Source organism: Bradyrhizobium sp. SZCCHNS3002 (assembly GCF_032377435.1).
Taxonomy (GTDB): Bacteria; Pseudomonadota; Alphaproteobacteria; order Rhizobiales; family Xanthobacteraceae; genus Bradyrhizobium.
This window is the reverse complement of record NZ_JAUHHY010000010.1, coordinates 217,606-241,977: the sequence shown is the minus strand read 5'-3', so window position 1 is coordinate 241,977 and position 24,372 is coordinate 217,606. Positions and strand designations below refer to the sequence as shown.

Annotated in this window: 25 protein-coding genes; 19 read left to right on the top strand and 6 right to left on the bottom strand. The window is 64.7% G+C overall.

Translation table 11 applies throughout. The features are described 5' to 3' along the window. Window positions 1-16 precede the first annotated feature (16 nt). Window positions 17-637, bottom strand: coding sequence for a response regulator transcription factor (locus QW845_RS22465; RefSeq protein WP_315803709.1), 621 nt, complete (start codon window positions 635-637; stop codon window positions 17-19). A gap of 154 nt (window positions 638-791) precedes the next feature. Here QW845_RS22465 and QW845_RS22460 point away from each other — a divergent pair, with 154 nt between their 5' ends. Further along, window positions 792-2,138, top strand: coding sequence for an ATP-binding protein (locus QW845_RS22460; protein ID WP_315803708.1), 1,347 nt, complete (start codon window positions 792-794; stop codon window positions 2,136-2,138). Between the two features lie 161 nt (window positions 2,139-2,299). Next, the gene (locus tag QW845_RS22455; protein WP_315803707.1) at window positions 2,300-2,455 is read left to right on the top strand and encodes a hypothetical protein; all 156 of its coding nucleotides are present in this window, start codon (window positions 2,300-2,302) and stop codon (window positions 2,453-2,455) included. Window positions 2,456-2,536: 81 nt separating this feature from the next. On the opposite strand, the gene QW845_RS22450 is transcribed toward QW845_RS22455, so the two are convergent. Both QW845_RS22450 and QW845_RS22445 read right to left on the bottom strand, forming a co-directional pair. After that, entirely contained in the window at window positions 2,537-2,779 is a 243-nt protein-coding gene (locus tag QW845_RS22450; protein ID WP_315803706.1) for a bacterioferritin-associated ferredoxin, read from the bottom strand. A gap of 65 nt (window positions 2,780-2,844) precedes the next feature. Further along, window positions 2,845-3,711, bottom strand: coding sequence for a xanthine dehydrogenase (locus QW845_RS22445; protein WP_315803705.1), 867 nt, complete (start codon window positions 3,709-3,711; stop codon window positions 2,845-2,847). A 397-nt stretch (window positions 3,712-4,108) separates the two neighbouring features. On the opposite strand from QW845_RS22445, the gene QW845_RS22440 reads away from it, so the two are divergent. The 7 genes from QW845_RS22440 to QW845_RS22410 all read left to right on the top strand — a co-directional run bounded on the left by QW845_RS22440 (window position 4,109) and on the right by QW845_RS22410 (window position 12,820). Next, window positions 4,109-4,957, top strand: a complete 849-nt coding sequence (locus tag QW845_RS22440) for an SDR family oxidoreductase (RefSeq protein ID WP_315803704.1) — start codon at window positions 4,109-4,111, stop codon at window positions 4,955-4,957. Window positions 4,958-5,382: 425 nt separating this feature from the next. After that, entirely contained in the window at window positions 5,383-7,122 is a 1,740-nt protein-coding gene (nifA, locus tag QW845_RS22435; RefSeq protein WP_315803703.1) for a nif-specific transcriptional activator NifA, read from the top strand. Between the two features lie 558 nt (window positions 7,123-7,680). Continuing rightward, window positions 7,681-7,875: a 4Fe-4S dicluster domain-containing protein gene (locus QW845_RS22430; protein ID WP_006609648.1), complete on the top strand. Its 195-nt coding sequence runs from the start codon at window positions 7,681-7,683 to the stop codon at window positions 7,873-7,875. 38 nt (window positions 7,876-7,913) lie between these two features. Next, window positions 7,914-9,431 carry a Fe-S cluster assembly protein SufB gene (gene sufB / locus QW845_RS22425; RefSeq protein ID WP_315803702.1) on the top strand — a complete coding sequence of 506 codons (1,518 nt, stop codon included), beginning with the start codon at window positions 7,914-7,916 and terminating at the stop codon, window positions 9,429-9,431. Window positions 9,432-9,468: 37 nt separating this feature from the next. Beyond that, complete coding sequence (sufC, locus tag QW845_RS22420) at window positions 9,469-10,230, top strand: Fe-S cluster assembly ATPase SufC (protein WP_315803701.1); 762 nt, start codon at window positions 9,469-9,471, stop codon at window positions 10,228-10,230. Between the two features lie 19 nt (window positions 10,231-10,249). Beyond that, window positions 10,250-11,575 carry a Fe-S cluster assembly protein SufD gene (gene sufD, locus QW845_RS22415; protein ID WP_315803700.1) on the top strand — a complete coding sequence of 442 codons (1,326 nt, stop codon included), beginning with the start codon at window positions 10,250-10,252 and terminating at the stop codon, window positions 11,573-11,575. Window positions 11,576-11,578: 3 nt separating this feature from the next. Then, window positions 11,579-12,820: a cysteine desulfurase gene (locus QW845_RS22410; RefSeq protein ID WP_315803801.1), complete on the top strand. Its 1,242-nt coding sequence runs from the start codon at window positions 11,579-11,581 to the stop codon at window positions 12,818-12,820. A 288-nt stretch (window positions 12,821-13,108) separates the two neighbouring features. Here the strand turns inward: QW845_RS22410 and QW845_RS22405 are convergent, their stop codons facing one another. Both QW845_RS22405 and QW845_RS22400 read right to left on the bottom strand, forming a co-directional pair. Continuing rightward, on the bottom strand, window positions 13,109-13,567 hold the full coding sequence (locus QW845_RS22405; protein ID WP_315803699.1) for a SufE family protein: 459 nt from the start codon (window positions 13,565-13,567) through the stop codon (window positions 13,109-13,111). Between the two features lie 13 nt (window positions 13,568-13,580). Then, entirely contained in the window at window positions 13,581-14,006 is a 426-nt protein-coding gene (locus QW845_RS22400) for a response regulator (RefSeq protein ID WP_315803698.1), read from the bottom strand. 448 nt (window positions 14,007-14,454) lie between these two features. Between QW845_RS22400 and nifH the strand changes: the two genes are divergently transcribed. From nifH to hspQ, 10 genes are all read left to right on the top strand, one after another. Next, window positions 14,455-15,342, top strand: a complete 888-nt coding sequence (nifH, locus tag QW845_RS22395; RefSeq protein WP_315803697.1) for a nitrogenase iron protein — start codon at window positions 14,455-14,457, stop codon at window positions 15,340-15,342. A 73-nt stretch (window positions 15,343-15,415) separates the two neighbouring features. Continuing rightward, complete coding sequence (nifD, locus tag QW845_RS22390; RefSeq protein ID WP_315803696.1) at window positions 15,416-16,918, top strand: nitrogenase molybdenum-iron protein alpha chain; 1,503 nt, start codon at window positions 15,416-15,418, stop codon at window positions 16,916-16,918. Between the two features lie 83 nt (window positions 16,919-17,001). Continuing rightward, window positions 17,002-18,561: a nitrogenase molybdenum-iron protein subunit beta gene (gene nifK, locus QW845_RS22385; protein ID WP_315803695.1), complete on the top strand. Its 1,560-nt coding sequence runs from the start codon at window positions 17,002-17,004 to the stop codon at window positions 18,559-18,561. 134 nt (window positions 18,562-18,695) lie between these two features. Next, entirely contained in the window at window positions 18,696-20,369 is a 1,674-nt protein-coding gene (gene nifE, locus QW845_RS22380; protein WP_315803694.1) for a nitrogenase iron-molybdenum cofactor biosynthesis protein NifE, read from the top strand. Window positions 20,370-20,377: 8 nt separating this feature from the next. Continuing rightward, on the top strand, window positions 20,378-21,775 hold the full coding sequence (gene nifN, locus QW845_RS22375) for a nitrogenase iron-molybdenum cofactor biosynthesis protein NifN (RefSeq protein ID WP_315803693.1): 1,398 nt from the start codon (window positions 20,378-20,380) through the stop codon (window positions 21,773-21,775). Between the two features lie 25 nt (window positions 21,776-21,800). Next, complete coding sequence (gene nifX, locus QW845_RS22370; protein WP_315803692.1) at window positions 21,801-22,196, top strand: nitrogen fixation protein NifX; 396 nt, start codon at window positions 21,801-21,803, stop codon at window positions 22,194-22,196. Between the two features lie 10 nt (window positions 22,197-22,206). After that, on the top strand, window positions 22,207-22,677 hold the full coding sequence (locus QW845_RS22365) for a NifX-associated nitrogen fixation protein (protein ID WP_315803691.1): 471 nt from the start codon (window positions 22,207-22,209) through the stop codon (window positions 22,675-22,677). A gap of 16 nt (window positions 22,678-22,693) precedes the next feature. Beyond that, window positions 22,694-22,894: a CCE_0567 family metalloprotein gene (locus QW845_RS22360; protein WP_006609662.1), complete on the top strand. Its 201-nt coding sequence runs from the start codon at window positions 22,694-22,696 to the stop codon at window positions 22,892-22,894. Window positions 22,895-22,916: 22 nt separating this feature from the next. Beyond that, complete coding sequence (gene fdxB / locus QW845_RS22355) at window positions 22,917-23,204, top strand: ferredoxin III, nif-specific (RefSeq protein WP_008960273.1); 288 nt, start codon at window positions 22,917-22,919, stop codon at window positions 23,202-23,204. Between the two features lie 19 nt (window positions 23,205-23,223). Further along, window positions 23,224-23,550, top strand: coding sequence for a heat shock protein HspQ (hspQ, locus tag QW845_RS22350; RefSeq protein WP_315803690.1), 327 nt, complete (start codon window positions 23,224-23,226; stop codon window positions 23,548-23,550). 500 nt (window positions 23,551-24,050) lie between these two features. Here the strand turns inward: hspQ and QW845_RS22345 are convergent, their stop codons facing one another. After that, window positions 24,051-24,368: a hypothetical protein gene (locus tag QW845_RS22345; protein WP_315713146.1), complete on the bottom strand. Its 318-nt coding sequence runs from the start codon at window positions 24,366-24,368 to the stop codon at window positions 24,051-24,053. Window positions 24,369-24,372 lie beyond the last annotated feature (4 nt).

The window sequence follows — 24,372 nt, the reverse complement described above, 5'->3', positions numbered from 1 at the left end:
GTTCAATCGGGACGAGTCAAGCGACGCCGTTCTCGATCGCCAAACGCACCAGCTCGCCGGATGTTCGCACGCCGAGCTTCTGGCGGATGATCGAGGAGGTGTTGGCGACGGTCTTGTAGGACGAGTGGATCAGCCAGGCAATCTCCGACAGGCTCTTGCCGGCGCTGAGCAGGCGGAGGATCTCGAGCTCGCGCGAGGTCAGTTTCGCCAGCGGACTCTGCGCGACCGCCGCGCCCGCGAAGGCAATGCTGCGCGCGATCGCCGGCGGCAAATAGCTGCCGCCGCGCGCGACCTCGCGGATCGCCTCGGCAAGATCGTTCGGATCGCCGCTCTTGGAGACGTAGCCCTTGGCGCCGATGTCGATGGCGCGCGCGGCGAACACCGGATCGTCGTTCATGCTGAACATGATCAGCCGGGCATTGCCGTCGTGGGCGAGAATGCGCCGCGCGAGCTCGAAGCCGGAGACGGTCGGCAGGTTGATGTCGACGACGCAGACGTCCGGCCGGCGCGCGATGAAGCCGGCTTCGCCGCTCTCGGCGTCCGCGGCTTCGATCAGCTCGAGCTCCGGATCGGTCGAGAGCAGGGCCCGGCAGCCTGATGCCACAATGGGATGGTCATCGACGATCAGTACGCGCATGGCCTTGGGGTCCCGGACTTCCAACTCGCGTCATTGTTGCGATGCATCATTAATGCATGCTGCGCGGTATTGCATGATGTTGCAATTAGATCGCCGGCGGATTTGTCTGTCAATGTGAGTGCGCATGAAACCCGGTGGCGGTGAGGCGGAGAGAATGTGGCAGAATTGGTCGTTGCGGACCCGCATCAACGTGCTGCTGGCGCTGCTGCTGACGCTGGGCCTCGCCATCAACATCGGCCGTCTCGTGCTGGAGGCGGCGCCGCGCGTGCTGGCGGAGGACCAGAGCGTCATCCGCCTGACGCGGGCCTTCGTCGAGACCATCATGGACGAGGTCAACGACGCGCCGGATCCGAACGCGCGGCTGGACCGGATCGTCGGCGATCTCCGACAGCTTCGTCACGTCAGCGTGAGACGGCAGGGAATGCCGGCGCAGACTCCGCCCTCTCCCGGCGTCGGCCGCGCGGCACCGGCGTGGTTCATCGCACTGGTGCATCCCGACAAGACCTCGGTCAGCATGCCGGTCATCGTCGCCGGCCAGAGTGACTCGCTGGTGATCACCTCGCATCCCGACGACGAGATCGCGGAGATCTGGGACGGCATCGTCACCCAGCTCGTCGTCGGCTCGCTGGTCGGGCTGGCGTTGTTCGCGATCACCATGCTCGTGGTCGGCCGCGCGCTGGCGCCGCTTTCGGATCTGTCGGACGCGATGAGCCGGATCGAGGCCGGCGCCTACGATACCCGCGTCAAGCCGGGCGGCGCGCCCGAGCTCGCGGCGCTCTGCGCCAAGCTCAACCATCTCGCCGGCGCGCTCGGCGAGGCGGTGGAGGAGAAGCGCCGCCTGGCCGAGCGCACGGTGTCGCTGCAGGACCACGAGCGCAAGGAGATCGCGCGCGAGCTGCATGACGAGTTCGGGCCGCATTTGTTCGCGCTGCGCGCCCATGCCAGCGCGCTGATGCGCTTGCCGGAGGCTGCGACGCTCGACGTCGCCGCGATGCGTCGGCACGGCCAGGCGATCCTCGACCAGGTCAACGCCGTGCAGCAGTTCAACCGCCGCATCCTGGAGCGGCTGCGGCCCGTCGGCCTCGCCGAGCTTGGCTTACGCGAGGCGCTCGGCGCTTTGGTGCGGCTGTGGCGGGAGTCGCGCCCGGAGGTCGCGATCGAGACCAGCTTCACCGACACGGTCGTGCGCAGCAACGAGACGGCGGAGCTGACGATCTACCGGGTGGTGCAGGAGGCGCTGACCAACGTGTTCCGCCACGCCGAGGCCACCGCGGTCGACGTCACCATCGAGCCGCTGCAGCAGACGACGGCCGGCCATCGCCGCAGCTATACGCGGGTGCGCGTCCGCGACGACGGCCGCGGGTTCAGCCCGGAGCACAAGCTCGGCTTCGGCCTCACCGGCATGCGCGAGCGGCTGCTGGCGCTGGGGGGCACCCTGACGGTGGCCTCCACCGGCGCCGGCGTCACGATCGAGGCGATGGTGCCGGCCGACGCGGCGTGAGTCCGGCCGCAACGAACCATCCGACCGGCTATTCGCAATTTGCAGCGCGGAGCACGCGGCGGCAGCTCCGCGGCAGATCGCCTATGGCGAGCATGCCTTGGAACTTCGTCTTGTCCCGATGATTGCCACGCAGGGAGCGCGAGCGGACAAGGAGCGAGCTGATGAGCAAGGAAACGCCGAAGGACGATCCGCGCCAGAAAAGCGACTGGGGCTCGATGAAGCAGACCGACAAGCCCTGGGCCGAGAAGCCGGAGAAGGAGCAGCGCTCGGAGGCGGCCAAGGACCTGGAGACGTGGAGCGAGAGCAACACGCATTGAGGTGACGGACTGCGATGCGGATAGACGTGTGCAGCTCGGCGTTGTCGCCTTTGTCCGACATCCGACAAATCCGTGTCGGAGCTACGCGGCGGACATCATCGCGCACGGCGCCGGCTCGGGCTTCACCGGCCACACCGCCGCGACGGCCGTGTCAGCCTGCCGCTCGTCGAGAATCCGTTTCACCGAGCGCGAGCAGAGGCCGCATTGGACCGTGCAGCCGAGACAATCATACACTTGCGCCGGCGAGCCGAAGGTGATGTCGGCCGCCGTGACGACGTCGCGAATGGCCGTGTCGCTGATGACGTTGCAGGAACAGATGATCATGGCTGTTGCTCGCTCCTGCAAACGATAAGCAACCGGGATGCCAAGGCCGGCGCGCAGGGCGCGGGCTAATCAGAATCGTTCGAAACGATCTGATCCGCGGGCAGGTCCGCGGGCAGGCTCGCGCTCGTCCTGATGCAGTGCGCGACATGCAGCCGCATGGCGGCCAGCGTCGCCTGGGCGAGTGCCTGTCCCTGCGCATCGATCCCGGTCCACTGCGCATGACGGCCGCGTGGATCGATCTCGGCGAGCGCGATGCCGGCCGGCAGGTCGCTGCCGTCGCGGACGATGCCGCGCAGGATGCCGTCATGGGGGGCCGTGACCGGCGCGCCGGAGAGATGGCCGATCACGAAGCCCTTGTAGATGCGCGTGCCGATCTCGATCGGAGTATGCCATCGGCCCTCATGCGGCGAATGCACCAGGCACTCGACGCCGACGAGCGCGCCGACATCATCCGTTGCCAGCGTCCAGCCCTGGCGTACGATCTGGCCGACCCGGTCCGGCCGGGTCTCGATCGCGATATCGCAATTGGCCGACGGCGAGAAACCCGGACCGATGCCGATCGAGAGCCGCGTCATGCCGCGCAGGTCCGGGGTCACTTCGCGCCTCTGCATCCGCGCGTCGATCAGGACGTCGATGGTACGGACCGGCAGGAGATCGAGCAATCCGAGTGGGGTGACGAGGACGTGCCGGGGATTACCGAGCGCCTTGAACACCTCCATCGTGCTCTCGATGCGCTCGCCGGTCACGTTCTCGACGCGGACCGTGTCGCCGAACAGGGCGTCGTGAAACGCCATCTTGCGGCGCATGACCGGCGGATTGGGATCATGCGACAGCACCACGCAGAAGCCGGCACGATGCAGATGCACGCCGATCGCCGACGCGACGTCGTTGGTCCCGAGGACCACGGCGAAGCGCACTGCATTCGTCCCCATGTCCTGGTCCATACGCTGTTGGCGTCTCGTGGCTGTCCGTCGTTCGACTGACAAGCGGTCTTCCAGTTCGAATGATCGGTTCCGTCGAGCAAGAGTTGGACCATCGGCCATCGTTCTGAAAACGATCGCGCTTTGACGGTCTTGCGAAGGACGCGGTCCAAAGCCGACGCGGGATGTGTCCAGAACCCGCCAATCTGTCGCGAACCCGACAGGAAAAGGCTGCTTTGCCCGCTGTTTTCGCTGGCCCGGAATCTGCACAACCGGAGCATGGCGATACCACTGGTATTTCCGATCGTCGCGGAGCCTGCGCCCAGACCACGTCTGAGGCAAAGGCAGCAGCCGAAGCTCGGTAGCCGGCGTCCTGGTGGCGTTGCGGCGCAGGATCAGGACGGATGAGGTGAGCCTCGATCTCGACCAGGACGTCCGCGAACCCGTCATCGAGGCGGCCGGGACCATCACGGCCTGCCCGTTCCATCGAGACATGGCCGCCGCCGAGCGGCCCGCGCGCACCGAGCAGAAAACGCTCGTGCTGACCGGCGGCTCGCGCGGCATCGGTCATGCGACCGCAAAGCTGTTCTCCGACGCCGGCTGGCGCATCATCACCTGCTCGCGCCAGCCTTTCGATGGCGGCCGCTGTCCGTGGGACGCCGGTCCCGACAATCACGTCCAGGTCGATCTCAGCGATCGCAAGGCGATCCCGCGTGCGATTGCCGACATCAAGCACCGTCTCGACGGCGCGCCGCTGCATGCCTTGATCAACAATGCCGCGATCTCTCCGAAGGCCGGCGACGGCGGCCGGCTGGATTCGCTGTCGACCTCGGTCGAAACCTGGATGACCGTCTTTCACGTCAATTTTCTCGGACCGATCCTGCTGGCGCGCGGGCTGTTCGAGGAGCTGAAGCGCGGGCAGGGCGCGGTCGTCAACGTGACCTCGATCGTCGGCACCCGCGTCCATCCGTTTGCGGGCACAGCCTATGCGACCTCGAAGGCGGCGCTCGCCTGCCTCACCCGTGAGATGGCGCACGACTTCGCGCCGCATGGCATCCGCGTCAACGCCATCGCGCCGGGCGAGATCAAGACCGAGATGGTGTCGCCGGAGACCGAGGCGCGGTTCTCGCCGCTGATTCCGATGCGCCGGATCGGCGCGCCGGAAGAGGTCGCCAAGGTGCTGTTCTTTTTGTGCTCGGATGCGGCGAGCTACGTGACCGGCGAGGAGATTCAGATCAACGGGGGGCAGCACCTCTAGGTTGATCACAGCCGCGCGCGGCCGACACGCGGATGTGAACGCGTCATGCCGCGGCTGGCAGCCGAAGGAGTCGAGCGGCGGGCCGGACGTGGAAAGTTGGTGTTCAGGTGTTGTCCGTTGCGATCCGGTCGCAAACATGCCGGCGGATACGCGAATACTAGATGTCGAGAAGACAACGCGAAATCGTCAGGCGCATCGTCTTTGCCGCCCGGGCGGACGTGCAATGCACGCATCGTCACGGGTGCAAACTAATTTGTTAACATCATGAAAGCCTGCAGCTTTTCTGATCTGTCCGTTGCACACTACTTCTGCGGCAATGCAGCAAAGTTAGGCACGACAATCATCTGCGGTTAAGGGAGGATGTTAGAACACCTACAATCACGGGCGGCTTCACCAAGGCGTTCGTGACGATCAGAGAAGCGACGATGGTCCAAACGGAAACACGTCAGGTCGAAGCTCAGGACGTCAGGTCCAACGCCGCGCCGATCCCGCTCAGCGAGATCGCGCTGACCGGAATTTTCGAAATCTCGAAAATTCTCGCCGCGCCGACGCGGCTGGAGATCACCCTCGCCAATGTCGTCAACCTGTTGCAGTCCTTCATGCAGATGCGCCACGGCGTGGTGTCGCTGCTCGCCGATGACGGCATTCCCGATCTCGCAGTCGGGGCCGGGTGGAGCGAAGGCAGCGACCAGCGTTATCGCGAGCGCCTGCCGCAGAAGGCCATTGACCAGATCGTCGCCACCGCCGTGCCGCTGATCGCCGAGAACGTCGCCGATCATCCCGCCTTCAGCGATGCGGATGCGGCCACGCTCGGCGCCGGCGCCGACACCCGTGTGTCCTTCCTCGGTGTTCCCATCCGCATCGACCAGCGCGTCGTCGGCACCCTGACGATCGACCGGGTCTGGGACGGCCGCGCCGTCTTCCGGCTGGATTCCGATGTGCGCTTCCTGACCATGGTCGCCAATCTGATCGGCCAGACCATCAAGCTGCATCGCGTCGTGGCGCGCGACCGCGAGCGGTTGATGGCGGAAAGCCACCGGCTGCAGAAGGAGCTCTCGGAACTGAAGCCGGTGCCGAAGGATCGCAAGAGGGTGCTGGTCGACGGCATCGTCGGCGACAGCCCGGCGCTGCGCGCGCTGCTGGAGAAGATCAACGTCGTCGCCAAGTCGAATGCGCCGGTGCTGCTGCGCGGGGAATCCGGCACCGGCAAGGAGCTGGTGGCGAAGGCGATCCATGAACTGTCCAATCGCGCGAAGCGGCCGTTCATCAAGATCAACTGCGCCGCATTGCCGGAGACGGTGCTGGAGTCGGAGCTGTTCGGCCACGAGAAGGGCGCCTTCACGGGCGCGATCAACGCTCGCAAGGGCCGCTTCGAACTGGCCGACAAGGGCACATTGTTCCTCGACGAGATCGGCGAGATCTCCCCGGCGTTCCAGGCCAAGCTGCTGCGCGTGCTGCAGGAGCAGGAGTTCGAGCGCGTCGGCGGCAACCAGACCATCAAGGTCGATGTCCGCATCGTCACCGCCACCAACCGCAATCTCGAGGAGGCGGTGTCGCGCAACGAGTTCCGCGCCGACCTCTACTACCGCATCAGCGTGGTGCCGATCAAATTGCCGCCGCTGCGCGAGCGGCGCAGCGACATCCCGCAGTTGGCGCGCGAGTTCCTGCGCCGCTTCAATTGCGAGAACGAGCGCGATCTCACCTTCGACGTCAGCGCCATCGAGGTGCTGATGCATTGCGGCTTTCCTGGCAATGTGCGCGAGCTGGAGAACTGCGTGCAGCGGACCGCGACCATGGCGACGGGCTCGGCGATCGGCATGGACGACTTCGCCTGCAGTCGCAACGAGTGCATGTCGGCGATCCTGTGGAAGGGCAATACGGTGACGCCTCCGCCGCCGCGCGGCCAGCCGATGGTGCCGCTGCCGATCCTGCCGCGGACGTCGGCGCCGGTCGAGGCTCCCGTCGAGCTGCCGGCGATCGATGCCGATGACGGCGAGTATTCCGATAGCATGGAGGGCGGCGCTGTGCCGGAGCGCGACCGCATCGTGCAGGCGATGGAGCGGTCCGGCTGGGTCCAGGCCAAGGCCGCCCGCCTGCTCGGCCTGACGCCGCGCCAGATCGGCTACGCGCTGAAGAAGCACAACATCGAGGTCAAGCGGTTCTGAGCGGCCTGGCTTCGGCTTTTTGAAGGGCGCGCGGCTGGCGCGCCCTTTTGTTTGGGCGCACGCTGCGGTCGACCGCTGCAGTCATCGTGAGAGTCGAGCTTTCAACCACGGTGGTGGTCGGCTCCCCTCCCCCTTGCGGGGAGGGGTTGGGGGGTCTCCGAACGCAAATCGTTGTGAGTGCATTCGATCGTTATGCAGGTCTTGCCGCGGCTTACGCTCGGTTGCTCAGCGGTTCGATGTATCAACGATGGCCGGTGTCCTCGACAGAGCATCAGCGCGCATCACATGCCGCGTGCGCGTGGACCCACACCCCCGACCCCTCCCCGCAAGGGGGAGGGGAGCGCACCGTCGTCGCGGTTGGCAGTCCGATTTCGGAGACTACCGCTTACCTCGCGTCCTGTCGCACTTGCGACATGCTGTCGGGAGAGCGACAGCTCGCCGTGACCGGCGAACTTTAGAATCCTCCTTAGAAATCAACCAAATGCGCTCTGGCACGGCGCTTGAAAGATAACGCGCGAATGACATCGCTCGATGTCGCAGGAATCGCGGGAGCTGCACATGACCTACAAGATCATCGCCTCACAATGCACGGTCTGCGGGGCATGCGAGTTCGAGTGCCCGAACGCAGCCATTCGGCTCAAGAACGACATGTACATCATCGATCCGAAGAAGTGCACGGAGTGCGAAGGCCATTTCGACGCGCCGCAATGCGCTGCCGTCTGTCCGGTGCCGGACACCTGCGTCCCTGCCTGACGCGGGCCGCGGCGGAAACATTGCAAGCGGAGTGAGCGATGGCAGCAGTTCAGGAGACCATTGATCGGGTCAAGGGCATTGACGTCGATCAATATCGCTACGGGTTCGAGACCGTCATCGAATCCGAGAAGGCTCCGAAGGGGCTGTCGGAAGACACCATCCGCTTCATCTCGGCCAAGAAGAACGAGCCGGCCTGGATGCTGGAATGGCGGCTGGAGGCCTATCGCCGCTGGCTGACCATGACCGAGCCGACCTGGGCGCGGGTCGGCTATCCCAGGATCGACTATCAGGATCTCTATTATTACGCCGCGCCGAAGCCGAAGAAGAAGGTGGCCTCGCTCGACGAGATCGATCCGGAGATCCTGAAGACCTACGAAAAGCTCGGCATTCCCCTGCGTGAGGTCGAAATCCTCGAGGGCGTCGAGCGGCCTGCGGCGGCGGAAACCAATGTCGACGGCGAGGCCGCGGCGCCGCGCAGCAGGATCGCGGTCGATGCCGTGTTCGACTCGGTGTCGGTGGCGACGACCTTCAAGGAGGAGCTGAAAAAGGCCGGCGTGATCTTCATGCCGATCTCCGAGGCGCTGCGCGAGCACCCGGCCCTCGTGCAGAAATATCTCGGCACGGTGGTGCCGACCACCGACAATTATTTCGCCACGCTCAATTCGGCGGTCTTCTCCGACGGTTCGTTCGTCTACATCCCGCCGGGCGTGCGCTGTCCGATGGAGCTGTCGACCTATTTCCGCATCAACGAGCGCAACACCGGCCAGTTCGAGCGCACCCTGATCATCGCCGACAAGGGCGCCTACGTCTCCTATCTCGAAGGCTGCACCGCGCCGCAGCGCGACGAGAACCAGCTCCATGCCGCCGTGGTCGAGCTGGTCGCGCTCGATGATGCCGAGATCAAATATTCGACGGTGCAGAACTGGTACCCCGGCAATTCGGAAGGGGTCGGCGGCATCTACAATTTCGTCACCAAGCGTGGCGACTGCCGCGGCACCAATTCCAAGATCTCCTGGACCCAGGTCGAGACGGGATCGGCGATCACCTGGAAATATCCGAGCTGCATCCTGCGTGGCGACAATTCCAGCGGCGAGTTCTACTCGATCGCGATCTCCAACGGCTTCCAGCAGGTCGACAGCGGCACCAAGATGATCCATCTCGGCAAGAACACGTCGAGCCGGATCATCTCCAAGGGCATCGCCGCCGGAAAGTCGCAGAACACCTATCGCGGCCTGGTCAGCGCGCATCGCAAGGCGTCGGGGGCGCGCAACTTCACCGCCTGCGACTCGCTCTTGATCGGCGACAAATGCGGCGCACACACCGTGCCCTACATCGAGACAAAGAATTCCTCGGCGGTGTTCGAGCACGAGGCAACCACGTCCAAGATCTCCGAGGACGTGCTGTTCTACTGCATCCAGCGCGGTCTTAGCCAAGAGGAAGCGGTCGGCCTCGTCGTCAACGGCTTCGTCAAGGACGTGCTGCAGCAATTGCCGATGGAATTCGCCGTCGAGGCACAGAAGCTGATCTCGATCTCGCTCGAAGGTTCGGTTGGATGACGGCGTCGCGCGGCGACAATATCAGAAGGAGTGTTCGATGACGGCCCTGCTCGAAATCAAGGGACTCCACGCCGAGATCGCCGGCGGACGGAAGATCATCCAGGGCCTGGACCTGACCGTGAACAAGGGCGAGATCCACGCCATCATGGGGCCGAACGGTGCCGGCAAGTCGACGCTGTCCTACGTGCTCGCCGGCAAGCCCGGCTACGAGGTCACCGCCGGTGAGGTCTATCTCAACGGCGAGGACCTGCTGGCGATGGCGGCCGACGAGCGCGCCGCCAAGGGCGTGTTTCTCGCCTTCCAGTACCCGCTGGAGATCCCGGGCGTTGCCACCCTGACGTTCCTGCGCGCCGCCTTCAATGCCCAGCGCAAGGCGCGCGGCGAGGAGGAGCTGTCGTCGCCCGACCTGATCAAGCGCGTGCGCGAGATCGCCAAGACCCTGAACATCGACGCCGACATGCTGAAGCGGCCGCTCAATGTCGGCTTCTCCGGCGGCGAGAAGAAGCGCAACGAGACCCTGCAGATGGCGCTGCTGCAGCCCTCGCTCTGCGTGCTCGACGAAACCGATTCGGGTCTCGACATCGATGCGCTGAAGGTCGTCGCCAACGGTGTCAACGCGCTGCGCTCCGCTGAGCGCGGCATGATCGTGATCACCCATTATCAGCGGCTGCTCGACTACATCGTGCCCGACATCGTCCACGTGTTCGCGGCAGGGCGCATCGTCCGCACCGGGACCGCGGACCTCGCGCGCGAGCTCGAGGCGACCGGTTACGCCCAGTATCAGAGCGAAGCGGCGTAAGAGCGCGAGGAGCACGAGCATGGGCGTCGCGATCCGCAAGACCAAGGCCGAGCTCGGACTGGCCGATCTGTATCAGGGCGCCCGCCGCTATCTGCCGGGTGGCGAGGAGATCACGGCGGTGCGCGCCGCCGCATTCGACCGCTTCAACGCGGTCGGCCTGCCGCATCGGCGCGTCGAAGCCTGGCGCTACACCGATCTTCGCACGCAGATGAAGGAGGCGAAGCGTCTCGCTTCGCTTCCGGACGATGCTGCGAAGGCCAAGGCGCGCGAGGCGCGCGACTTGTTCGCCGGCGCCGGCTTTCGCAAGCTGATGGTCGTCGACGGCGCCTTCGTGCCCGAGCTGTCGGACCTCGCCGATCTCGAGACTGGCCTCACCATCCAGCCGATGGCCGACGCGCTCGTCGCCGACAAGCCGCTGCTGTCGCAGCGTCTCGGCCCGATGGTGCCGGACGACGATCCGGCGCTGGCGCTCAACACCGCGCTGGCCGCCAATGGGGTCGTGATCCTGGTCGCACCGGGCACCGTGCTGAGCCGGCCGATCCATGTCGCCTTCGTCACGACCAACTGGGTCGCGACCTCGATGTTCACGCGGTCGCTGGTCAATATCGGTGCCGGCGCCAGCGCCACCATAGTCGAGACGCATCAGGGACCCGACGGCAGCGAGTATCAGGTGAACGCCGCAATGCAACTCGTCGTCGGCGACGAGGCGCGGATCGATCACGTCAAGGTCGTCAGCGAGGGCAACAGCGCGCTGCATATCGGCTCGCTGCTCGCCAATATCGGCGCGCGCGCGACCTTCAACCAGCTCGGCTTCGTTGCCGGCGGCGGCCTGGTGCGCAATCAGCTGTTCGTCCGCCTTGCGGGTGAGGGCACCGTCGCCGATATCCGCGGCGGCGCGCTGCTGTCGGGCACGCAGCATGCCGATGCCACGCTCGCTATCGAGCACGCCGCCGAGAACGGCCAGAGCCGCGAGACCTTCAAGGCCGTCGTCGGCGATACCGCGCGCGCGGTGTTCCAGGGCAAGATCACCGTCAGCCCCGGCGCGCAGAAGACCGACGCCAAGATGATGTCGCGGGCGCTGCTGTTGTCCGACGAGGCCGAGGCCGACAGCAAGCCGGAGCTCGAGATCTTCGCCGACGACGTGCAGTGTGGTCACGGCACGACCACCGGCGCCATCGACGATGAGCTGTTGTTCTACTTGATGGCGCGCGGCATTCCGCCCAAGGAGGCCAAGGCGCTGCTGATCCAGGCCTTCATCGGCGAGATCATCGAAGGCGCGGCCAATGAGAGCGTGCGGGCGGCGCTGACCGAGGCGATGCTGGGCTGGCTCGGACGACGGGAGTAGATGATGCATGCAGCGGTGCAGGGAAGCGGCTACGACGTCGGCCGCATCCGGGCGGATTTTCCCATCCTCGGCATGCAGGTGCACGGCAAGCCGCTGGTCTATCTCGACAACGCCGCCTCGGCGCAGAAGCCGCAGGCGGTGCTCGACCGGATGAACCAGGTCTATACGTCCGAATATGCCAACGTGCATCGCGGCCTGCATCATCTCGCCAACGCCGCCACCGAGGCCTATGAGGGCGCCCGTGCCAAGGTCGCGGCGTTCCTCAATGCTGAGAGCCCGGAGCAGATCATCTTCACGCGCGGCGCCACCGAGGCGGTGAATCTGGTGGCGCAGACCTTCGGGCGCGAGCGGATCGGGCCCGGTGACGAGATCGTGCTCTCGATCATGGAGCACCACGCCAACATCATCCCCTGGCATTTCCTCAGGGAGCGCCAGGGTGCTGTCATCAAATGGGCTCCGGTCGATGACGACGGCAACTTCCTGCTCGACGAATTCGAGAAGCTCCTGAGCCCGCGCACCAGGATGGTGGCGATGACGCAGATGTCGAACGTGCTCGGCACCGTCGTTCCGGTCAAGGAGGTCATCCGCATCGCGCACGCCCGCGGCATTCCCGTGCTGGTCGACGGCTCGCAGGCCGCCGTGCACATGGAGGTCGACGTCCGCGATCTCGACGCCGACTTCTACTGCGTCACCGGGCACAAGATCTACGGTCCGACCGGCATTGGCGCGCTCTACGGCAAGCGCGAGCTCCTGGCCGCGATGCCGCCGTTCAACGGCGGCGGCGAGATGATCCGCGAGGTATCGCGGGACTTTGTCACCTATGGCGACCCGCCGCATCGCTTCGAGGCCGGCACGCCGCCGATCGTTGAAGCGGCTGGGCTCGGCGCGGCGATCGATTACGTCGCCTCGATCGGCAAGCAACGCATCGCGGCGCACGAGCATGATCTCGTCGCCTATGCCACCGAGCAGCTGCGCGAGATCAACTCGCTGCGCATCATCGGCAATGCCGCCGACAAGGGCGCGATCGTCTCGTTCGAGATGCAGGGCGCCCACGCCCACGACTTCGCCACCGTCATCGACCGCTCCGGCGTCGCGGTCCGCGCCGGCACCCATTGCGCCATGCCGCTGCTGGAACGCTTCGGCGTGACGGCGACCTGCCGTGCCTCGTTCGCGATGTACAACACGCGGGAAGAGGTCGATGTCCTCGTGCGCGCGCTGAGGAAGGCGCAGGAGTTTTTCGCGTAGAGACGACTTGCCCTACGCTTGATGATCGCAAAGAGACGGTGCCGATTGATGCGCCCTCTCCCCTTGTGGGAGAGGGCAGCACCGCTGTGAGTCCCAGGCAAACTCGGGTGAGGGGTTGTCTCCGCGAGCCACGACCGTCTGAATATGCCGAGACAACCCCTCACCCGGCGACCCAGGGCGATGCTTCGCATCGCCAGGGGCCGCCACCCTCTCCCACAAGGGGAGAGGGTGCACCGAGATCGCCGCCACAAGACGGATCAATCAAGCCAGAAAATAAGCCAATCAAACCTACGCCGCCGCCAGCGCCGCCTGGGCATCCGCCTTGATGCGGGCCACCATCGAGCGGAAACCGTTGGAGCGCTGCGGGGTCAAATGCTCGCGCAAGCCGAGCTTCTCGAACAGGGCGATCGGATCGGCGGCCAGGATCTCGCTTGCCGTGCGGCCCGACACCATGGCCAGGAGGATCGCGACCAGGCCGCGAACGATGTGGGCGTCGCTGTCGCCGATGAAGTGGAGCGCCGGTGCTGCGGCGTCGTGCCGCACGGTGGTGGCGAGCCAGACCTGGCTGGTGCAGCCCTGCACCTTGTTGCCATCATTGCGGTCGGCGTCGGGCAGCGGCGGGAGGCCGCGGCCGAGCTCGATCACATAGCGGTAGCGGTCGTCCCAGTCGTCGAGCAGCGCGAAATTCTCGACGATGTCCTCGATGTCCGGCGCCGCCTGCGTCGTGGTCTGGGTCATCTTCAACATCAGGCTCTCCGTGTCACCGGCTGATCTCCGTGGATATGCGGGCCGGCGATGCCGTCGGGCCCGGTTCGCTCCCGCGCCGTGCCAGCACGGAATCGACCGCGTGCGTGACGCCGTCGAAGGTGATCGGCTTGGCGATGATGGCTTCCGCGCCCTGCTGCAGGCCGGCCAACGCGAGCGGCGATCGGGTCGATCCCGCGACCACGATGATGCCAGCCTGATGCATCTTCCGGGCAAGCATGCCGACGGTCTCGGCGCCGTCGTCCTCCAGGATGCTGCTCCCGACCAGGACGGCATCGGGCGTGGCCCGCACGGCCTTGCTCAGTGCATCCGCGGTCTCCGCGAAGGTGAAGGTCTCGTGACGCTCGCTGAGAATGTAGCCGAGCGCCGAGCGGATCACCTGATCGGCTTCAATGACAAAGACGCGCGCCTTGCTCGCCATCAAAAGTACTCCTGCTGGCCCGTTCGAAAGCGGGTTTGATCTACATCAAGCAAACTCCGTACCGCCGCTCCTGGCCGGCCTCGGCGAGCGTTCCGCGGTGTTCTCTACGGAAGCGTCGCTCGGAGCCGCGGCGGCATGTGTCGTTTCGGACAGCACGGCGCGGGAGCGTCGGGTGAAAACCCCCGATGTCGGATTTGCAACAAGTACATCCTAGCGCCGAGCTTGGCCGCATCTCTTTCAAAACATGGCCTTTTTAACGATTCCAAAGCTCTGGCACATCAGTTGCAAAACTGGGCTCAGGCAAAGGTTGAGGGCTGAGTGCACGCCGACGCTTCGGACGAGCGATGCTCTCCTTCCCAATAACCCGTCTGCCGGTTCTGGAGAGAGGACGCGGTCTCGTCATGCAAGGCGCATGCGGGACATTGGCAATCGGTTGATGGAGAGCAGAATGTCATCACTTCGACAAATCGCATTCTACGGCAAAGGCGGCATCGGCAAATCGACGACGTCGCAGAACACGCTCGCGGCGCTCGCCGAGATGGGTCATCGGATCCTGATCGTCGGCTGCGATCCCAAGGCGGATTCGACCCGTCTGATCCTGCACGCCAAGGCGCAGGACACCATTCTCAGCCTGGCCGCCGCCGCCGGCAGCGTCGAGGACCTCGAGATTGAGGAGGTCATGAAGGTCGGCTATCGCGACATCCGCTGCGTCGAGTCCGGCGGTCCGGAGCCGGGCGTCGGCTGCGCCGGCCGCGGCGTCATCACCTCGATCAACTTCCTCGAGGAGAACGGCGCCTATGAGGACATCGACTACGTGTCCTACGACGTGCTGGGCGACGTGGTGTGCGGCGGCTTCGCGATGCCGATCCGCGAGAACAAGGCGCAGGAGATCTACATCGTGATGTCCGGCGAGATGATGGCGATGTATGCCGCCAACAACATCTCGAAGGGCATTCTGAAGTATGCCAACTCCGGCGGCGTGCGCCTGGGCGGCCTGGTCTGCAACGAGCGCCAGACCGACAAGGAGCTGGAGCTTGCCGAGGCGCTGGCCAAGAAGCTCGGCACGCAGCTGATCTACTTCGTGCCGCGCGACAACATCGTGCAGCACGCCGAGCTGCGCCGCATGACCGTGCTGGAATACGCGCCGGACTCGGTCCAGGCCGGCCACTACCGCTCGCTGGCTCAGAAGATCCACAACAACGGCGGCAAGGGCATCATCCCGACGCCGATCACGATGGACGAGCTCGAGGACATGCTGATGGAGCACGGCATCATGAAGGCCGTGGACGAGAGCCAGATCGGCAAGTCCGCCGCCGAGCTCGCCGCAACGGCGTAACCGCCACCGGTGCTCCGGCCCTTCGTCTCCAAGGGCCGGAGCACCTCCGCAACCGATCATCGAGGAAAGCCAGATGAGCGTCATCGAGAAACAAAGCGTTGCCGAGATCAAGGCGCGCAACAAGGAACTGATCGCCGAGGTCCTGAAGGTTTATCCGGAAAAGACCGCCAAGCGCCGTGCCAAGCATCTCAACGTGCATGAGAACGGCAAGTCGGATTGCGGCGTCAAGTCGAACATCAAGTCGATCCCCGGCGTCATGACCATCCGCGGTTGCGCCTACGCCGGCTCGAAGGGCGTGGTGTGGGGACCTATCAAGGACATGATCCACATCAGCCACGGTCCGGTCGGCTGCGGCCAGTACTCATGGGCGGCGCGCCGCAACTACTACATCGGCACGACCGGCATCGACACCTTCGTGACGATGCAGTTCACCTCCGACTTCCAGGAGAAGGACATCGTCTTCGGCGGCGACAAGAAGCTCGCCAAGATCATGGACGAGATCCAGGAGCTGTTCCCGCTGAACAACGGCATCACCGTGCAGTCGGAATGCCCGATCGGCCTGATCGGCGACGACATCGAGGCGGTCTCCAAGGTCAAGTCGAAAGAGTATGACGGCAAGACCATCGTCCCCGTGCGCTGCGAAGGCTTCCGCGGTGTGTCTCAGTCCCTGGGTCACCATATCGCCAACGACGCCATCCGGGACTGGGTGTTCGACAAGCTCCCGGCCGATGCCGCGCCGCGCTTCGAGCCGTCGGCCTACGATGTCGCGATCATCGGCGACTACAACATCGGCGGCGACGCCTGGTCGTCCCGCATCCTGCTCGAGGAGATGGGTCTGCGCGTGATCGCCCAGTGGTCGGGCGACGGCTCGCTGGCGGAGCTCGAGGCGACGCCGAAGGCGAAGCTCAACGTGCTGCACTGCTACCGCTCGATGAACTACATCTCGCGCCACATGGAAGAGAAGTACGGTATTCCGTGGTGCGAATACAACTTCTTCGGACCGAGCAAGATCGCCGAATCGCTGCGCAAGATCGCGAGCTATTTCGACGACAAGATCAAGGAGGGTGCCGAGCGTGTCATCGCCAAGTACCAGCCCCTGATGGACGCCGTCATCGCCAAGTACCGGCCGCGCCTCGAAGGCAAGACCGTGATGCTGTTCGTCGGCGGCCTGCGTCCGCGCCACGTGATCGGCGCCTACGAGGACCTCGGCATGGAGGTCGTCGGTACCGGCTATGAGTTCGGCCACAACGACGACTATCAGCGCACCGCCCAGCACTACGTCAAGGACGGCACGCTGATCTACGACGACGTGACCGGATACGAGTTCGAGAAGTTCGTCGAGAAGGTCCAGCCGGACCTGGTCGGCTCGGGCATCAAGGAAAAGTACGTGTTCCAGAAAATGGGCGTGCCGTTCCGCCAGATGCACTCCTGGGACTACTCGGGTCCGTACCATGGCTATGACGGCTTCGCGATCTTCGCCCGCGACATGGACATGGCCATCAACTCGCCGGTCTGGAAGATGGCCAAGGCACCCTGGAAGCAGGCGCCCAAGCCGTTGCTCCAGGCGGCCGAGTAACCACCACCACCCACGGCCTGGCTCTCCTTCGGCGGAGAGCCAGCGCTCCCTGATCGACACAGGAACATAAAGAGGGTTTTCCCATGACGCAGTCTGCCGAACATGTGCTCGATCACTTCGAGCTTTTCCGTGGTCCCGAATACCAGAAGATGCTGGCCAACAAGAAGAAGATGTTCGAGAATCCGCGCGACCCCGCCGAGGTCGAGCGCATCCGCGAATGGGCCAAGACGCCCGAATATCGCGAGAAGAATTTCGCCCGTGAGGCGCTGACCGTGAATCCGGCCAAGGCCTGCCAGCCGCTCGGCGCGGTGTTCGTTGCCGTCGGCTTCGAAAAGACGCTGCCGTTCGTGCACGGCTCGCAGGGCTGCGTGGCCTATTATCGCAGCCATCTGTCGCGCCACTTCAAGGAGCCGAGCTCCTGCGTGTCGTCGTCGATGACCGAGGACGCGGCTGTGTTCGGCGGGCTGAACAACATGATCGACGGTCTCGCCAACGCGTACAACATGTACAAGCCGTCGATGATCGCTGTCTCCACCACCTGCATGGCGGAAGTCATCGGCGACGACCTCAACGCCTTCATCAAGACCTCCAAGGAGAAGGGTTCGGTTCCGGCCGAATTCGACGTGCCTTTCGCCCATACGCCTGCCTTTGTCGGCAGCCATGTCACCGGCTACGACAACGCGATGAAGGGCATTCTCGAGCACTTCTGGGACGGCAAGGCCGGCACCGCGCCGAAGCTGGAGCGCGTTCCCAACGAGAAGATCAATTTCATCGGCGGTTTCGATGGCTACACCGTTGGCAACATCAAGGAAGTGAAGCACATCTTCGAGGCGATGGGGATCGAGTATACGATCCTCGGCGACAATTCGAACGTGTTCGACACGCCGACCGACGGCGAGTTCCGTATGTACGACGGCGGCACGACCCTGGAGGACGCGGCCAACGCCGTTCACGCCAAGGCGACGATCTCGATGCAGCACTTCTGCACCGAGAAGACCCTGCCGTTCATCAAGAACCACGGCCAGGAGGTCGTCTCCTTCAACCATCCGGTCGGTGTGACCGGCACCGACGCCTTCGTGATGGCGCTGTCGCGCATCAGCGGCAAGGAGATCCCGGAATCTCTCGCTCTCGAGCGTGGGCGCCTGGTCGACGCGATCGCCGACTCCAGCGCGCACATCCACGGCAAGAAGTTCGCGATCTACGGCGATCCGGACCTATGCCTCGGCTTGGCCGCGTTCCTGCTCGAGCTCGGCGCCGAGCCGACCCATGTGCTCGCCACCAACGGCAACAAAGACTGGGCCGAGAAGGTCCAGGCGGTGTTCGATAGCTCGCCGTTCGGCAAGAACTGCCACGTGTATCCCGGCAAGGATCTCTGGCACATGCGCTCGCTGCTGTTCACCGAGCCGGTCGATTTCCTGATCGGCAACACCTACGGCAAGTATCTGGAGCGCGACACCGGCACGCCGCTGATCCGCATCGGCTTCCCGATCTTCGATCGCCACCACAAGCACCGCTATCCGGTGTGGGGCTATCAGGGCGGCCTGAACGTGCTGGTCACGATCCTCGACAAGATCTTCGACGAGATCGACCGCAACACCAACGTGCCGGCCAAGTCGGACTACAGCTTCGACATCATCCGCTAAGTGACGGCGCGCGGCGGTCCCTCAAGGGCCGCCGCGCTTCGATCTGGACGACAAGGCTCATGGGGACGGCCGCAGAGGCCGGAGCCTCCTCGTCTCACCAAGACGCGCAGAAGGTCCGCCAACAGGAGAAGCCGATGAGCTCGCTGTCTGCCACGATCCAGAACGTCTTCAACGAGCCGGGTTGCGGCAAGAACGCCAACAAGTCCGAGGCCGAGCGCAAGAAGGGCTGCACCAAGCAGCTGCAGCCGGGCGGCGCGGCCGGTGGTTGCGCCTTCGACGGCGCCAAGGTCGCCCTGCAGCCGCTGACGGACGTCGCGCATCTCGTGCACGGACCGATCGCCTGCGAGGGGAATTCCTGGGACAACCGCGGTGCGGCCTCGTCGGGCGCGCAGATCTGGCGCACCGGCTTCACCACCGACATCAACGAGACCGACGTCGTGTTCGGCGGCGAGAAGCGCCTGTACAAGGCGATCAAGGAAATCATCGAGAAGTACGATCCGCCGGCGGTCTTCGTCTACCAGACCTGCGTGCCCGCCATGACCGGCGACGACATCAACGCGGTCTGCACGGCAGCCTCCGCCAAGTTCGGCAAGCCGTGCATTCCCGTCAATGCACCGGGCTTTGTGGGCCCGAAGAACCTCGGCAACAAGCTCGCCGGCGAGGCGCTGCTCGACCACGTCATCGGCACCGTCGAGCCGGAGGTGACCACCCCCTACGACCTCAACATCATCGGCGAATACAATCTTTCCGGCGAGCTCTGGCAGGTGAAGCCGCTGTTCGACGAGCTCGGCATCCGTATCTCCGCCTGCATCTCCGGCGACGGCCGCTACAAGGACGTCGCGTCGTCACACCGCGCTCGCGCAGCGATGATGGTGTGCTCCAAGGCGATGATCAACGTCGCCCGCAAGATGGAGGAGCGCTACGGCATCCCGTTCTTCGAGGGCTCGTTCTACGGCATCCAGGACTCCTCGGATTCGCTGCGCGAAATCGCGCGTCTCCTGGTCGAGCGCGGCGCTCCGGCCGATCTGCTGGATCGTACCGAGGCGGTGATCGCCCGCGAGGAAGCCAAGGCCTGGGCGGCGATCGAGCCGTTCAAGCAACGGCTCACCGGCAAGAAGGTGCTCCTGATCACTGGCGGCGTGAAATCGTGGTCGGTGGTGGCGGCGCTGCAGGAGGCCGGCATGGAGCTGGTCGGCACCTCCGTGAAGAAGTCCACCAAGGAGGACAAGGAGCGCATCAAGGAGCTGATGGGCCAGGACGCGCACATGATCGACGATATGGCGCCGCGCGAGATGTACAAGATGCTCAAGGACGCCAAGGCCGACATCATGCTGTCGGGTGGCAAGTCGCAATTCGTGGCACTGAAGGCGGCGATGCCCTGGCTCGACATCAACCAGGAGCGCTCGCACGCCTATATGGGCTATATCGGCATGGTGAAGCTGGTCGCCGAGATCGACAAGGCGATCTACAACCCGATGTGGGAGCAACTGCGCAAGCGGGCGCCCTGGGAGACGGCCAGCAACAATTGGCAGGCCAGGGCGATCGCTCAGGCCAATGCCGAAGCTGCCGCGCTCGCGGCCGATCCAGTCGCAGCTGAAGCCGCGCGGCGTGCCAAGAAGATCTGCCACTGCAAGACGGTCGACCTCGGCACCATCGAGGATGCGATCAAGGCGCATGGCCTCACCGACGTCGCCGGTGTGCGCACGCACACCAACGCCTCTGGCGGCTGCGGCGCCTGTGCCGGTCGGGTCGAGGACATCCTGGCGGCGCAGAAGGCGCCGGCCGAGCTGCTGCAGGCGGCGGAGTAGGAGCGCTCATGGCCAAGGTCATCATCGGAAAGAAGGCCTGCGCGGTCAATCCGCTGAAGATGAGCCAGCCGATCGGCGGCTCGTTCGCCTTCCTCGGCCTGCGCGGCGCGATGCCGCTGTTGCACGGCTCGCAGGGCTGCACCTCGTTCGGCCTGACCTTGTTCGTGCGCCACTTCAAGGAAGCGGTGCCGATGCAGACGACCGCGATGAGCGAGGTCGCCACCGTGCTCGGCGGCTACGAGAATGTCGAGCAGGCGATCCTCAACATCCACAAGCGACAAAAGCCGGAGATCATCGGCATCTGTTCCACCGGGGTCACGGAGACCAAGGGCGACGACGTCGACGGCTACATCAGGCTGATCCGCGAGAAGCATCCGGAGCTGGCGAACTATCCGCTGGTCTATGTCTCCACGCCGGATTTCAAGGACGCGTTCCAGGATGGCTGGGACAAGACCGTCGCCAAGATGGTCGAGGTGCTCGTCGACAAGCCGACGTCGACAAGGCGCGATCCAGCGCGGGTCAACGTGCTGCCGGGCTGTCATCTGACGCCGGGGGACATCGAGGAACTGCGCACCATCATCGAGGATTTCGGGCTGGAGCCGTCGTTCCTGCCGGATATCGGCGGCTCGCTCGACGGTCACATCCCCGACGAGTTCACACCGACGACGATCGGCGGCATCGGGCTGGAGGAGATCGCGGTCATGGGCAGCGCGTCCTGGACGATCGCGATCGGGGCGCAGATGAAGCGCGCGGCGGAGGCGATGCAGGCCAGGACCGGCGTTCCATACCGGTTGTTCGAACGTCTCTGCGGGCTGCTGCCGAACGACGAGTTCATGACGTTCCTGAGCGAGATCTCGGGACGCCCGGTGCCAGCGAAGTATCGCCGGCAGCGTGGCCAGCTCGCCGACGCGATGCTGGACGCGCATTTCCACATCGGCGGCCGCAGGCTCGCGATCGGCGCCGAGCCGGACCTGCTGTTCGACGTCGCCAGCATGCTGCACGACATGGGGGCCGAGATCTCGGTCGCCATCACCACGACGCAGTCGCCGGTGCTCGAGCGGATGCCGTGCGAGGAGGTGCTGATCGGCGATCTCGAGGATCTGGAGAATCTCGCGAAGCAGCGCGACTGCGGGCTGATGATGACGCATTCGCACGGCCGCCAGGCTGCCGCGCGGCTGAAGATCCCGTTCTACCGGATCGGCTTTCCGATGTTCGACCGGCTGGGGGCAGGGCATCTGCTGACGGTCGGCTATCGCGGCACCCGCGACCTGGTGTTTGCGCTGGCCAACCTGATCATCGCCGACCGCGAGGACAATCATCAGCCGACGCCGGATACCTGGATCGATCCCTGGAAGGATTTCCAGCAGGCATCGCCCGAATCCGCCGTCGTGGCGCCTTTGCATTGACGCTTGAGGAGAAAGGACCGACGACATGAAAGTCGCATTCGCTACCCAGGATCTGAAACGCGTCGATGCCCATTTCGGCTGGGCCAAGAACATCGCGATCTACGATCTCGATCCCGAGGGCTACCGCTTCGTCGAGAGCGTCGAGTTCGACGGCGATCTCAAGGAGGACGGCAACGAGGACAAGCTGGCGCCGAAGATCGAGGCGATCAAGGATTGCGCCATCCTCTATGTCGCCGCGATCGGAGGCTCCGGCGCAGCGCGCGTCGTCGCCAACAACATCCATCCGATGAAGGTCAATCAGCCCGAGGAGATCACCGATCTCCTGGGCAAGCTGCAGACCGTGCTGAAGGGGACGCCGCCGCCGTGGCTGCGCAAGGCGCTGGCGAAGGGCCAGGAACGCGCGCTCGATTTCGAGGAATGAGGAAACCACCATGTCCGATACCGCGGTAGCCGTCGAAACCGTCCCCGCCGAGCAGCGGCCCTTTGTCAAGGAGCTGATCAAGGTCTGGCGTGCCCAGGACACCCATGGGGCTTGGGAGGGCAAGAAGGATGTCGATCTGCTCGAGCCCTACATCCTGGACAAGGAGAAGCGGCGCGCTTTGCCGATCATCGGCGATCCCGATCCGGAGACGATCTGGCGGCTCGAGCTGTTCTTCAACGCGGTCGCGCTGTCGATCGAGAAGGCCACCGGCGTGATGATCTCGCCGATGCTGAAGATGAGCCATGAAGGCTTCGGCCGCATGGTGCTGATCGGCGGCCGGCTGATCGTGGTCAACAAGCAGCTGCGCGACGTGCACCGCTTCGGCTTCGACAATCTCGCCAAGCTCGCTGACGAGGGCGACAAGTTCGTCAAGGCCGGCGTCGAGATGATCGAGAAGTTCAAGGATGTCGCGAATTACTGAACTGTGAGGATGAGAGATGAGCGACCTGGACACCCTGAAGGCCGAGATCAAGAAGCTGTCGGCGCGCGCTATGGATGCCAAGATGAACCTGCATGATCTGTCGGAGGAGCTGCCCATCAACTGGGACCAGATCCTGCCGACGGCGCAGAAGGCCCACGAGGCGTTCGCCGAGCTGGAGAAGAAGCGGGCCGAGCTGAAGAAGCTCGAGGCCGCGTGAGCCTGTACAAGGACCCGTCACCATGTCCAATTCAACCCGTGACGGCCGCGACTGGCGGCCGGACTACCTAGTCGCGATCGATGCGGCCAAGTGCATCGGCTGCGGGCGCTGCTACAAGGTCTGCGGCCGCGAGGTCATGACCCTGAAGGGCATCAACGACGAGGGCGAGTTCGTCGAGCTCGACGACGACGAGGATGACGAGGTCGAGAAGAAGATCATGGTCATGCACGACACCGGCGCCTGCATCGGCTGCGGCGCCTGCGCCCGGGTCTGCCCGACCAACTGCCAGACCCATTCGCCGGCGGCCTGAGACTGTCGAGCGTGCCGTCATGCTGCGGATGGAAGCAAAGTTCACAATCGGCCAGGTGACCCGGCATCGCGTCTACGACCTGCGCGGTGTCGTGTTCGACGTCGATCTGTCGTTCTCCGAGGAGGAGGGCTGGCGGGCGATCACGATGGATACGCGGCTCGATCGGGAGCAGCCGTTCTACTATCTGCTCGCCGAATGCGGCGACAGCAGCTACATCGCTTATGTGCCCGAACAGAACCTGGTCGCCGACGTCTCGGGCGAGCCGGTCAAGCATCCGGACATCGGCGAGCTGTTCGACGTCGATGACGGCGGCGGCTATCACTACCGTGGCCGGATTTTTCAGTAGCAGGGACGGATGCGCGCCACAGCGTCATTGTCATTGCGAGTCGCCGCAGGCGACGAAGTAATCCAGAGTCCTCGCGCCGCCCTGGATCGCGTCGCTGCGCTCGCGATGACGGGCATTGGTCCGTAGGGTGGGCAAAGGCGCCTGGGCGGTCTCTCAATAGGGGATTCGGTCTCACGCGCCGTGCCCGCCGTCCATCTGCGCATCCGGAACGATAATGGTGGCACACCATCGGACGCCGATTCGCGTCGCCCGACGGCTTTGCCACCCTACGAGTCTTTTCCTGCCGCATCCATAGCGGCACAGTTCATCCATGCGTCATTCCGGGGCATCGCGCAGCGATCAGCCCGGAATCCATAGACACGAATGTTTCTTGTTTTCGCAGACAGGCGCCACGGACATCTCGCGCCTCATAGCCGGTCGTTGCTATGGATTCAGGGCTCGCACTGCGCGCGCCCCGGAATGACGGCGGAGGGAGGTGCGCACCACTCCGAATGTGGCGCCTACTCGATTCCCTGTTCCCTGGCCTTCCACATCGCGGCGATGCGGAAGCGTTCGTTGATTGCGGCGGGGTTGGCGAGAATCTCGGCCTGGGCGGCGGCAAACGCGCTCTCGACGATCGCGGCCTCGTCCTTCGTCAGCGTGATCCGGCCGGCCATGTGGGTGGCGTCGGGCGCGGCCTCCCAGATCTTGCGCCGGTTCGGATGCAGCTTCACCTCGACCAGCTCGAACGCCTCGAGCTCGCCTTCGAGGCAGATTGCCAGCCCGATCACCTCGACCTTGCGGCCGTCCTGCGTCGTCTTGACCAGGGTCTTTGCCATGCTC